The 10,580-nt window shown below is 58.7% G+C and carries 13 protein-coding genes; 7 read left to right on the top strand and 6 right to left on the bottom strand.

Annotated elements, in window-relative coordinates; translation table 11 throughout:
- The 4 genes from B4F73_RS04275 to B4F73_RS04260 all read left to right on the top strand — a co-directional run.
- Positions 1 to 186, top strand: a 186-nt coding sequence (locus B4F73_RS04275; protein ID WP_290482583.1) for a hypothetical protein, incomplete at its 5' end; no start/stop codon positions are given.
- 5 nt (positions 187 to 191) lie between these two features.
- Positions 192 to 815: a 16S rRNA (guanine(527)-N(7))-methyltransferase RsmG gene (gene rsmG / locus B4F73_RS04270; RefSeq protein WP_290482582.1), complete on the top strand. Its 624-nt coding sequence runs from the start codon at positions 192 to 194 to the stop codon at positions 813 to 815.
- Positions 802 to 1,614, top strand: a complete 813-nt coding sequence (locus tag B4F73_RS04265; RefSeq protein ID WP_034813061.1) for a ParA family protein — start codon at positions 802 to 804, stop codon at positions 1,612 to 1,614. The genes rsmG and B4F73_RS04265 overlap by 14 nt, the downstream gene beginning before the upstream one ends.
- A 5-nt stretch (positions 1,615 to 1,619) precedes the next feature.
- A complete protein-coding gene (locus B4F73_RS04260; RefSeq protein WP_290482581.1) occupies positions 1,620 to 2,537 on the top strand; it encodes a ParB/RepB/Spo0J family partition protein in 918 nt (305 codons plus the stop codon).
- 3 nt (positions 2,538 to 2,540) lie between these two features.
- Here the strand turns inward: B4F73_RS04260 and holA are convergent, their stop codons facing one another.
- Genes holA through B4F73_RS04240 form a run of 4 tightly spaced genes read right to left on the bottom strand, consistent with a single transcriptional unit; the run spans position 2,541 to position 7,075 of the window.
- Positions 2,541 to 3,575, bottom strand: coding sequence for a DNA polymerase III subunit delta (holA, locus tag B4F73_RS04255; RefSeq protein ID WP_290480265.1), 1,035 nt, complete (start codon positions 3,573 to 3,575; stop codon positions 2,541 to 2,543).
- Complete coding sequence (gene lptE / locus B4F73_RS04250) at positions 3,575 to 4,045, bottom strand: LPS assembly lipoprotein LptE (RefSeq protein WP_206991720.1); 471 nt, start codon at positions 4,043 to 4,045, stop codon at positions 3,575 to 3,577. Before lptE ends, holA begins: the two co-directional genes overlap by 1 nt.
- Entirely contained in the window at positions 4,042 to 6,609 is a 2,568-nt protein-coding gene (gene leuS, locus B4F73_RS04245; RefSeq protein WP_290482580.1) for a leucine--tRNA ligase, read from the bottom strand. Before leuS ends, lptE begins: the two co-directional genes overlap by 4 nt.
- A 37-nt stretch (positions 6,610 to 6,646) precedes the next feature.
- Entirely contained in the window at positions 6,647 to 7,075 is a 429-nt protein-coding gene (locus B4F73_RS04240; RefSeq protein ID WP_034813069.1) for a DUF3576 domain-containing protein, read from the bottom strand.
- Between the two features lie 105 nt (positions 7,076 to 7,180).
- Here B4F73_RS04240 and B4F73_RS04235 point away from each other — a divergent pair, with 105 nt between their 5' ends.
- Together B4F73_RS04235 and B4F73_RS04230 are read left to right on the top strand one after the other, a co-directional pair.
- Positions 7,181 to 8,362, top strand: a complete 1,182-nt coding sequence (locus tag B4F73_RS04235; RefSeq protein WP_290480267.1) for a porin — start codon at positions 7,181 to 7,183, stop codon at positions 8,360 to 8,362.
- A 76-nt stretch (positions 8,363 to 8,438) separates the two neighbouring features.
- On the top strand, positions 8,439 to 8,888 hold the full coding sequence (locus B4F73_RS04230; protein WP_206991723.1) for an NtrZ family periplasmic regulatory protein: 450 nt from the start codon (positions 8,439 to 8,441) through the stop codon (positions 8,886 to 8,888).
- Here B4F73_RS04230 and B4F73_RS04225 read toward each other — a convergent pair.
- Entirely contained in the window at positions 8,885 to 9,508 is a 624-nt protein-coding gene (locus B4F73_RS04225) for a thiamine phosphate synthase (protein WP_290480268.1), read from the bottom strand. The two genes, B4F73_RS04230 and B4F73_RS04225, sit on opposite strands and share 4 nt — an antisense overlap.
- 4 nt (positions 9,509 to 9,512) lie before the next feature.
- On the opposite strand from B4F73_RS04225, the gene B4F73_RS04220 reads away from it, so the two are divergent.
- Positions 9,513 to 10,181: a YggS family pyridoxal phosphate-dependent enzyme gene (locus B4F73_RS04220; protein ID WP_290482579.1), complete on the top strand. Its 669-nt coding sequence runs from the start codon at positions 9,513 to 9,515 to the stop codon at positions 10,179 to 10,181.
- Here B4F73_RS04220 and B4F73_RS04215 read toward each other — a convergent pair.
- A partial coding sequence (locus B4F73_RS04215) for a L,D-transpeptidase family protein (protein WP_290482578.1) occupies positions 10,178 to 10,580 on the bottom strand: 403 nt, incomplete at its 5' end. The two genes, B4F73_RS04220 and B4F73_RS04215, sit on opposite strands and share 4 nt — an antisense overlap.

The following is a 10,580-nucleotide window of genomic DNA, read 5'->3' as shown; positions in this document are numbered from 1 at the left end:
GAAGATCTGATGATCCCGGCAGATCTCGATTATTCGGGAATTGGCGGTCTCTCGAATGAGGTTCGCCAGAAACTGGAATCGGTCCGTCCTTCTACGTTGGGACAGGCCGGTCGTATTGAAGGCGTGACGCCCGGCGCTCTAACGGCCCTTTTGGGATATGTTAAGCGCCGGAAGAAAGCTGGTTAACACTCATGATGAATTCCGAAGATCGCGCGGCCTTTCTGGCCGAATTCGATGTTTCACGTGAAACATTGGAAAGATTGGACGCCGTGATCTTAACTCTCGACGCGTGGCGGCAACGCTCCAATCTGATTGGACCGCGTGAGTGGCCGCAGATATGGGGTCGGCATGTGGCTGATTCCTACCAGATTCTGCCGTTTATTCCGGAATCAACGCGGATCGTCGATCTCGGTTCGGGTGCGGGATTTCCCGGATTGATCATTTCTGCGGCCCGACCACACAGTCATGTGACCATGATGGAAAGCGTCGGGAAGAAATGCGCCTTTCTCCGCGCCGCTATCGGCGATGCTGGTCTCAATGCGTCCGTTTATCAGGGACGGATTGAGGCTGCGCCGAATTCCACCGCGGATATTATCACTGCGCGGGCGTTTGCGCCCCTTCCAAAACTGCTCGACTACGCCGCTCCCTGGATGGAAAACGGTGCAACAGGGGTTTTTCTAAAGGGCGAACGCTGGAAAGAAGAATTGACGGACGCCCAACAAAGATGGAACTTCGCCTATGAGGCGATTCCAAGTCGCACTGGTGGGTCAGGCGTGATTTTGATCGTGAGGGAGCTCAAGCGTGGTCAGCGGTAAACCTAGAATCTTTGCAGTCGTGAACCAAAAGGGCGGGGTCGGGAAGACAACGACGTCCATAAATCTCGGCACGGCGTTGGCGGCTGTGGGCCGGCGCGTCCTGATTGTCGATTTCGATGCGCAGGGCAACGCCTCCACAGGGCTGGGTATTGAGCGCCAGGATCGGCATCAGACATCCTATGATGTTGTCGTGGACCGGATCCCGCTGGAAGAAGCGGTTCTGTCAACGATTGTGCCGCGTCTTGACATTGTTCCGGGCGATGAAAACCTCTCTGGTGTAGAAACCGAACTGGCCAATGACTCTCACCGGTCCTACAAATTGCGCGACGCGCTGCATGATTATGTTCAGCGGTCTGTCCAGGGCGGACTGGTCCAGTATGACTATATTCTGATTGATTGCCCGCCATCGCTGTCGTCGCTTACTTTGAACGCGATGACGGCCGCCGATGCACTTCTGGTTCCGCTACAGTGTGAGTTCCTGGCGCTGGAAGGCCTTAGCCAACTGCTCCGCACGGTGGAAGTTGTGCGCTCTGGCCTCAATCCCAATCTCGAAATCCAGGGCGTCGTCCTGACCATGTATGACCGGCGAAACAATCTGTCCGACCAGGTCGCCGACGAAGTGCGAGCCTTCTTTGGCGCCAAGGTCTACAATACGGTCATACCGCGGAATGTACGCCTTTCCGAAGCGCCATCTTTCGGCAAGCCGGCCTTGTTGTATGACTATCGCTGTCCAGGTAGCGAGGCCTATATCCGTCTCGCATCCGAAGTCCTTCAAAGAGAGAAAGCCCGCGCGGCCTGACCCATATGAGCGACGATACCAAGAGCAAACCTTCCCGTCTTGGACGCGGCCTGTCTTCCCTGATTGGGGAAGTGGAGGCTGTCTCTCCGCCTGAAGCACGCACTGCAGGTGGGAGTAAGGGCAGCTCCAACGAAATCGCGATCGACAAGATTCGCCGAAATCCGAAACAGCCTCGTCGGACCTTCGACGAGGCCGCCCTTCAGGAACTCGCGGAATCACTGAAATCCAAAGGCGTTCTCCAGCCTATTCTGGTCCGTCCGGATCCCAAGGAAAAGAACGAGTATCAGATCATAGCGGGGGAGCGTCGGTGGCGCGCCGCCAAGCTGGCCGGTCTGACCAGTATTCCCGCTATTGTACGGGATACCGACGAGTTGGAACTACTCGAGATCGGCATCATCGAGAATGTTCAGCGCGCAGACCTCAACCCAATTGAAGAAGCTGAAGCCTATGAGGCGCTGATGAAGCGCTTCGGTCGAACTCAGGACAGTCTTGCCACAAGCGTCGGCAAAAGTCGGGTTCACATCACAAACACCCTGCGCTTGCTGCAATTGCCAGCAGGCGCTCGAGAGTATGTTCGTGATGGCAAGGTCACGGCGGGACACGCGCGCGCGGCGCTGGGTGCGCCCGATCCGGAAGCGCTGGTGGAGCTTGCTGTTGAGAAAGGCCTGACGGTTCGCGAGGTCGAAGCGCATGCCAAGGCTGCTCGCGAAGACACGCCCGTTGAAACCAAATCCGCCCGACTCAAGTCAGAGGAAAAGGATGTCGACACCGAAGCCCTCGAGGCGGATCTCTCCCGGTCCATCGGACTGGATGTAGACATCCGCCACGGCAAGAATGGCGGCGAGCTTCGCATCAAGTATCGCGACCTGGAACAACTTGACGATGTCTGCAGACGTCTGACTGCCAAGCGCAACATTCTCTGAACGTCAGCTTGCTATTTCGGCGGCGCGGGCGATTTCATTCATCAGTACACGGATTACTGGGTCCGCACTGCCTGAACCGGACTTGGCTTGTTGTTCTGCTTCATAGATCCGTTCCATCACCCGCATCAGCCGCTTGGTCGGCCACTTCCTGAGGCGCGCGCTGAACAGGCCCCATTCGCTTTGCCAAACGGGCGGCCGGAGTTTCATGCCGGGATTCGATTGGCCGGATGCAAGCCGAGACTGAGCGTCCAGCATGCGCATGGTTTCGAACTGAAGTGAACGCAGGATGGAAATCCCACTCGTGCCCGCAACAGCCAGTCGGTCGAGTGTGGTATGGACGAGCGCCGGTTTGCCATCGAGCGCTGCGCGAATGGCGGCTGAAAGATTGTGATCCACATCGGTAGCGGACAAGGACCGGATATCATCCACATCAAGCGGTCGGCCCAGACCGCGTGCATAGAGGGCGAGCTTCTCGATCTCCGAGTTGGCCAGATTGCGATGGCCCGGCAGGTCGCCCACAAACAGTGCGAGCGCCTCGGGTGTGATCTGGACACTTTCGGACTTCAGCGCATCCTGAACCCGTTTTTCAATATCGCCCGCTTCGTCGGCGAACAGTTGCAGGCAGGCGGTCAGTTGGGCGGTTTCTGCGGCGGCGCGCAATTTCGAGCGCTTCTGCAGGCTACCAGCTTCGATTATCAGGCGGGCGGAATAATAGCCCTCCTGCGATTCACCTTTCTGAATGGCCTCTATCAACAGGGCGGCAATCTTGTCGCCGCTTGTCCGAACGCGGATGACGCGAGGGTCTCCCAAGAGGGATACCGCTTCGAGTCCGTCGAACAGGAGTGATGGGTCCTTCTTGATGGAGTCATCATCCAGTGTGGTGACATCCATATTGGCGCCTTTCGGCGTCCAGGCTTTGATCAGGGAAATCGCGGCATCGGAGGCGAGGCCGGAATCTTCACCGAAGGCCAGCACAGCCCAAACGGATGGTTTGGGCTTGCGGGCAAAATCACTCGCCTGTTTGCCCTTGAACAACATTATTCAACCGACAATTTGCGCCGCAGGTCGTCCACGATATTCTTCGCCAAGATGCCGGCCGCTCTCTCCGAGGCGCTCTTTTGGGCTGCTATGTCTCCATAAGTGCTGCTCGGTACCGCAAAACTGACTTCGCCAACAGCGTAGCCGGTCAACCGTTCTTGGCCTTGAGACAAAGCGTAACGGCCCGACAAGGTAACATTTGATCTCGCCGCTGCGCCGTCTTGCTGGAATGCCAACCGTGTCAGATTTTCTTTCACCGTAATCTGGAGCGAGGCAGCCTCTGTCACGTTTGGCAATCCGATCGCCAACTCTTCCTGCAAGGCCCGGCGCAAGATGTATCCCGATCGGCCATCGATGGGTTCGACCGTGATGGCGCCGCCATAAGTGGCGCCCGCGCCCGTCGCATAGACCGGTTTGAATCCGCACCCGGCTATGAGGGCGAAGGCGACAAGAGCGAAGAACTGTTTCATGCCACCACGATATTCACGATGCGGCCGGGCACGACAATGGTTTTCTTCACGGACTTGCCCTCAATGAAGCTGGCTACATCCGCATGGGTTTTCGCAACGGCTTCGACGGAATCCTTGTCCATACTCTTCGGCACGGTGATTTCCGCGCGGCGCTTCCCATTCACTTGAACCGCCATTGTGACCTCATCTTCCGCCAGCAGGGCGGGGTCCGCCACGGGCCAGGGCGCTGAGGATACGAAGGCAGGTTGGCCCAGTCGTTCCCAACAGGCCTCGGCCAGGTGCGGTATGAACGGTGTCACACAGCGGGCCAGCATGGAGGCGCCTTCAATACGCGCGCCCAACACGGTGTCGCCAGCCGATTCAGCCTTTTTCAAAGTGGTGACCCATTCATGGATGGTGGCTACGGCAGAGTTGAACCGGAATTCCTCGATTGCCTTGTCGATGGCTGCGACGGCCTTGTGATTCGCTTTCCGCAGCGCTGTGGAGTCGGCATCCTCGCCAGCGGCAGTGCTGGTATCCTCTGGCAGGGCATCGAACACGCTCCACAGGCGCTGGGCAAACCGCGACGCGCCTTCAACGCCGGACTGGGTCCACTCGACATCTCGTTCCGGCGGGGAATCTGACAGGACGAACCAGCGCGCGACATCCGCGCCGAACTGGCTGATGATGGCATCCGGGTCGACCGTATTCTTCTTGGACTTCGACATTTTCTCGATCGGACCTGCCGTCGCAATCGCGCCGGTGGCGGTCTCGATCCAGGTATCGCCATCGCGAGTGACTTCATTCGGCTCCAGCCACTTTCCGGCCGCAGACTTGTAGGTCTCGTGCGTCACCATGCCTTGCGTGAAAAGACCGGCAAACGGCTCGCCATTCGGCAAGTCCAGCAGGCCGACATCGCGCATCGCCTTGGCGATGAAGCGCGCATAGAGCAGGTGAAGCACCGCATGCTCGACGCCGCCAACATATTGGTCGACCGGCATCCAATAGGCGCGCTCTTCTAGATCGTTTGTGCTGGCAAAGCGGGAATAGTACCAGGAGCTGTCGACGAACGTGTCCAGCGTGTCTGTCTCGCGGCGGGCGGCCTTGCCGCATTTCGGGCAATCGACATGTTTCCAGCTTGGGTGGCGCTCCAGCGGATTGCCGGGCTGGTCGAAGGAAACCTCGTCCGGCAGTTTCACCGGCAGATCAGCTTCCGGCACCGGCACGATGCCACAGTTTTCACAATGGATGACCGGGATCGGGCAGCCCCAGTAGCGCTGGCGCGAGACGCCCCAGTCACGAAGGCGATAGTTCACCTTGCCTTCACCGAGCCCCATGGATTCGATTTTTTCAATGGCGGCGCGCTTGGCGTCATCAATCGCCATCCCGTCAAGGAAGCCGGAATTGAAGATGCTGCCGGGGCCGGTATAGGCCTCGTTTTCAACATCGAACGTGGCAGCGTCAGCGTCGGCCGGCAGCACAACGGGCGTGACGCTCAGGCCGTATTTCCGGGCAAAATCGATATCGCGCTGGTCATGCGCCGGGCAGCCAAAAATCGCGCCGGTGCCGTACCCCATCAGCACGAAGTTCGCGACCCATACGGGCAGGGCCTTCGTGTCGTCGAAAGGGTGTTTGACGGTCAGGCCGGTATCGAAGCCAAGCTTTTCGGCCTTTTCGATGGCTTCTTGGCTGGTGCCGATCTGTGCGCATCTTGCGCGGAACGCTTTCAGCTCATCCGATTGCTCCGCCATTTGGACGGTCAGCGGGTGATCTGGTGACAGGGCGATGAAGCTCGCGCCGAATAGCGTGTCCGGACGGGTCGTGAAGATCTCGATGCCTTCGCCAAATCCGGATGGCGCGGTGCCATCGAATTCGAACCGCATCTGGAGCCCTTCCGACCGGCCGATCCAGTTCGCCTGCATGGTGCGCACCTTTTCAGGCCAGCGCTCCAGCTTTTGCACTTCGGTCAGCAGGTCTTCGGCATAGTCGGTAATGCGGAAGAACCATTGCGTGAGCTCGCGCTGTTCCACCAGCGCGCCCGAGCGCCATCCGCGCCCGTCGATGACCTGTTCATTGGCCAGCACCGTATTGTCGACCGGGTCCCAATTCACTTTCGAGGCCTTGCGATAGACGAGGCCCTTTTCCAGGAATTTCAGGAACAGACCCTGCTGGGCGCCGTAATATTCCGGGTCGCAGGTCGCGAATTCCCGGCTCCAGTCGAGCGACAGGCCGAGCTTCGAGAACTGGGCCTTCATCGAGGCGATATTCTGATAGGTCCATTCGCCCGGATGAACATTGCGCTCCATGGCAGCGTTCTCGGCCGGCATCCCGAACGCGTCCCATCCCATTGGATGGAGCACATTATAGCCCTTGGCGCGCTTGTGGCGGGCAACAACATCGCCCATCGCATAATTGCGCACATGGCCCATATGCAGCCGCCCGGATGGGTATGGGAACATCTCCAGCACATAGGCCTTGGGCGCATCGCCCGCCTCGGCTGGAGATTTTGCGTGAAAGAGTGCGGCCTTTTCCCAAGCTGCACGCCATTTCTGTTCCGCGATTTGCGGATCGTAACGGGTCGCCATGCCCCTGACCTTTCCGGATTATTGGTTCAGCCGGAGCTTAGCCCAGCTGGGAGTTCTTCAGCAGTCGTGCCCGATCCAGAATCTTGTTCTCAAGCTGGAGTGCGGTTTCCGGATCAACGACAGCATCGGTCCACTCGCCGGCTTCGCTCTTTTCCTGACGGAACACGGAAACTTTCACGCCATCTGCACGCAAACGCGTATCAAGGATGTAGACCGTGACTTTGACGCGTTCGTTTGGCGCGGCGGCATATGCCTTCCAGTCATACGTGATCAGGCCACCGATAGGGTCGGCCGTTGCCACCGGAAGATCATCGAACGTGTCGAGCGAGGCGCGCCAGAGATATGGATTCACGCTGCCGATATTTTGCTGGATCACGCGGGCTTCGGCGTTGCCGCCCGATTTGGACTGGCAGCCTGAAACCATCAGCATGCCGGCAATCGCCGCAGAGAAAACATATTTGACCATGAAGAAAGTTCCTGAGTGCAAGACCTTGTTGACGGCGGTTTGTATAACAAGGGGTTTACGGGCTCGCCAGTGCTGATCTGCGTGTCGCCCCCATGGAGGACCGGTATGAAATTCGCCCAAATCTCCGTTCTCGCTTTGGCGCTTGCCGGCCCCGCCGCGCATGCGCAATGGGAGGACGACTGGAATCCGTGGGAAACCGAAACCGATCTGGGTGCCAGTCTGGTAATGATGCCGGAGGCTGACGAGCAAATTCTGGCGCGTACCTGGGCTGGCGTATCGACCAATCGAATCCTGGATAGCGGCCTTGAAATCGGCGCTGCCGGTCGGGCTGAACTTCAGAAGGACCACTCCCAACGGGCCGGATTCAGCGGTGTACCGGTCGGTATGGAGGGGAGCGGTCTGGGGTTGCAGGGCGCGTTCACTGGGCTGGCAGTCGGCGTTCCGCCAAATGACACCGAAACCCGAGCCGAAATTGAAACGGCTTACATATATGTCGAAGGTGGCTATGGGCAGCTCCGGTTGGGGCGGGACCTGGGCGTTGCGGCGCGTTTTCAGGAAGGCGCACCCTCCGTTTTTGATACGCTTGCCAGCGGTCGTCAGGTGTTGGACCCAACAGGGTTGGACATGGTTACGACACGGCATGACCTGACGGGGCCGTCGGTGAAGCTTTCTTACGCGACACCTCGCCTGGTGGGAGTGCGCGCGGGTGTCAGCATCACGCCCAAGGCGGATGTCCGCGGCCTCGACCGGGATGCTGACCGTAATCTGCCTGGCGCTGCACCCCTAACAATCACCAATGCGGTTGAAGGGTCCATCAATGCCTCGCGCCTTTTGCGCAGCGCGGGCGTAAGGCTGAGCGGTGCCCTTGCAGCAAGTACCGCAGAGATTGAGACGCCGCCCTACGCATCGGATTTGTATGACCGGGTCACGACCTGGTCAGTGGGGACAAAGGCGGAATTTGACACGATATCCATCGGTGCAACGTGGCTCGTCTCCGACAATGGCATCAAGACGGGGGGTGACTATGAAGCGTGGACTGTGGGTCTGACCAAGTCGGTGGGCGATTACCTGATAGGGGCCGAATACGGATTCGCGGAAGATGATCTGGCAGGCCTGGAGGGAGAAGCATGGAAATTGGGCGTCTCGCGAAATGTCACAAAACATGCAAGATTCACCCTTGGATACGCGGACAACGGCCTGAACCTGTCGCCAACTAACGCTTTTGGCGTTTCGGCGGGTAAAAATTCCCCTGAGGGGATTGTGATAGAAATCACACTATCGGACTAGAATAGCGGGTCTTTCAGATTCTTAATCTTCTCTTTACCTGCCCCTCCGACTATTTCTGGGAGCAGAGGTAAATTCGATGAAGCTGGGCTTTGCAACTTTCGTGATCGCGCTAACCGCGCTGGCTTTGCCAGCCGCGGCGCAAGATGACGTGTCTGCACCCGCCATGGAAATGGCAACGCCCAGTATATCTGAAACCTCCGCCGCGCAGTCCGAATGGTATCGTCAATTCGCTCAGGCCAAACCCGCTAGCACCGAATCTGTCTGGCAGGCCCAACCTGACCGCGAATTCTCAATGCAGTTTGGCGGCAATGCCCGTTGGCAACTGAACCTCGACAAGGTCTCCCGTACAGACCTTTCTCCGCTACCGCGTGAAGAAATGCAGGCGGGTGCGACCTTCAAGATTACCCCGCGATTCTCGGTTGGCGGTGAAGTCAGTGTTGGCACGGACGAGTTGAATGACACCTCCACATGGGAGTCTCGCGAAGTCGAAGCGGGTATCCGGCTGAAGTCTGCCTTCAAATTCTAGGATCTGAACGGGTCCCTTATTCCTTCAATCGCTGCCAGGCCTGCTGCATCGCTTATGCTGGCGGCATTGCGCGAATTGATTCCGCCCAACCCGTAGATTGGTAGCGCGCTTTGCCGCGACAGGCAGCGTAACGTGTGTGGCCCCATGGGCGCCGCGGCGGAGGGACTATTGGATGGGAACACTGTAGACACCAGTGCCGCATCGAACACGCTTGCATCAATCTTTTGCAATTCGGCGCGGCCATGAGCGCTTATGCTCATCAGATCGAACCGGTCGCGCCATTTGCGGGCCTCGTGTCGCCGGGCATACGGCCAATGCACGCCCGCTGCGCCAACTTCGATTGCCAGGTCCGGATCGGCCGAAACCAGCAAGGCAAGTCCGCGCTTGTTTGCGATGTCTGCAAGTTGGCGCGCCTGCCATACACTGTGCCGTGCCCCGAAGTGACGGTAAAGAATGCCCCAGCCTGCGGGAAGGTTTTCTGCAACTGAAACCGGGTCCGGTGTCCGTTGCGGATCGGTCAGGAAAAGGGCGGGTGGCAACCAGGATGGCAAATGCCGCCGCGAGCGTCTCGCCGCAGAGATCAGCTTGCGTCTCGGCTCGTCTTGGGGTTTCTGCGCCATCAAGATGACTGATACGGACTTCCCCGGAATTGCCAAGCGCCGCGCCGAGATCCTCGGCGATCTTGCTGCTATTGCTGAAACACCGCCCACGCTTGTGGCTGTGACGAAAACCCAATCCGATGCGGCACTGGAAGAGATCCTCGCGGCAGGGCACCGCGTCTTCGGAGAAAACCGCGTACAGGAAGCATTCCAGCATTGGGAAACGCGCCGCGCGGATTATCCGGATCTGGAATTGCGGCTGATTGGCCCCTTGCAATCGAACAAGTCCGAAGACGCGGTAAACCTGTTTCATGTCATAGAGACGCTCGACCGACCAAAGCTTTGCCGCGAACTTGCCAAGGCCGAACAGAAGTCTGGTTTGAAACGGACTTATCTGATCCAGGTGAATACCGGCGAAGAGCCGCAGAAGGCCGGGGTTGCCCCAAGAGACGTCGAAGCGCTGCTCCGCGTGGCGCGGGAGCAAGGACTGGATGTGACTGGTCTGATGTGCATCCCCCCGGTTGATGAGCCGGCTGGTCCCCACTTTGCCCTGCTGGCCAAGATCGCCAGGCGTCTCGAACTCCCCCAGCTCTCCATGGGCATGAGCGCAGATTATGACATCGCTACGCGCTTTGGAGCGACGCATGTGCGGGTTGGGTCTGCCCTGTTTGGCCCGCGTGACTCTTCAGCCTAGAAAGAGATTTCGATCTCGGCGCCCGGCACCATCAGTTCCAGCAAGGTGAGCAAGTCGTTCTGCTCGAGCGCAATACAGCCTTCGGTCGGCTCGAAATTCGGCCGGGCCAGATGCATGAAGATCGCGCTGCCAAGGCCCGGCGTCACCGGATCATCATTGTAGCCAAGTTCGACAATCACATCATAGACATGATCGTCGCGCCATAATTTTTCATGGCTTGCCGAAAATGGCAGGGATACAGGCCGGTTGTAGAGGCGGTGATCCGGCGCATCGCACCACCCATCATAAGGTTTCAACGGCACCCGGGGGAGGCTGGTGACGGGCGGGTCCAGACGGTCCGGCCTGAAGAAGACATTCCGCACCGGCCATGTGCCCGCCGGAGAGGCTCCGTCGCCTTCG

Origin of the sequence: Hyphomonas sp. UBA3601, assembly GCF_002375605.1 — a bacterium.
Taxonomy (GTDB): Bacteria; Pseudomonadota; Alphaproteobacteria; order Caulobacterales; family Hyphomonadaceae; genus Hyphomonas.
This window is presented reverse-complemented; position numbering and strand designations above follow the sequence as displayed.

What these genes read in the sequence shown, in the direction of transcription:
- rsmG (WP_290482582.1), top strand. Translation starts at nt 192, where the DNA reads ATGATGAATTCCGAAGATCGCGCGGCCTTTCTGGCCGAATTCGATGTT.
- B4F73_RS04260 (WP_290482581.1), top strand. Translation starts at nt 1,620, where the DNA reads ATGAGCGACGATACCAAGAGCAAACCTTCCCGTCTTGGACGCGGCCTG.
- holA (WP_290480265.1), bottom strand. Translation starts at nt 3,575, where the DNA reads ATGTTGTTCAAGGGCAAACAGGCGAGTGATTTTGCCCGCAAGCCCAAA.
- lptE (WP_206991720.1), bottom strand. Translation starts at nt 4,045, where the DNA reads ATGAAACAGTTCTTCGCTCTTGTCGCCTTCGCCCTCATAGCCGGGTGC.
- leuS (WP_290482580.1), bottom strand. Translation starts at nt 6,609, where the DNA reads ATGGCGACCCGTTACGATCCGCAAATCGCGGAACAGAAATGGCGTGCA.
- B4F73_RS04240 (WP_034813069.1), bottom strand. Translation starts at nt 7,075, where the DNA reads ATGGTCAAATATGTTTTCTCTGCGGCGATTGCCGGCATGCTGATGGTT.
- B4F73_RS04235 (WP_290480267.1), top strand. Translation starts at nt 7,181, where the DNA reads ATGAAATTCGCCCAAATCTCCGTTCTCGCTTTGGCGCTTGCCGGCCCC.
- B4F73_RS04230 (WP_206991723.1), top strand. Translation starts at nt 8,439, where the DNA reads ATGAAGCTGGGCTTTGCAACTTTCGTGATCGCGCTAACCGCGCTGGCT.
- B4F73_RS04225 (WP_290480268.1), bottom strand. Translation starts at nt 9,508, where the DNA reads ATGGCGCAGAAACCCCAAGACGAGCCGAGACGCAAGCTGATCTCTGCG.
- B4F73_RS04220 (WP_290482579.1), top strand. Translation starts at nt 9,513, where the DNA reads ATGACTGATACGGACTTCCCCGGAATTGCCAAGCGCCGCGCCGAGATC.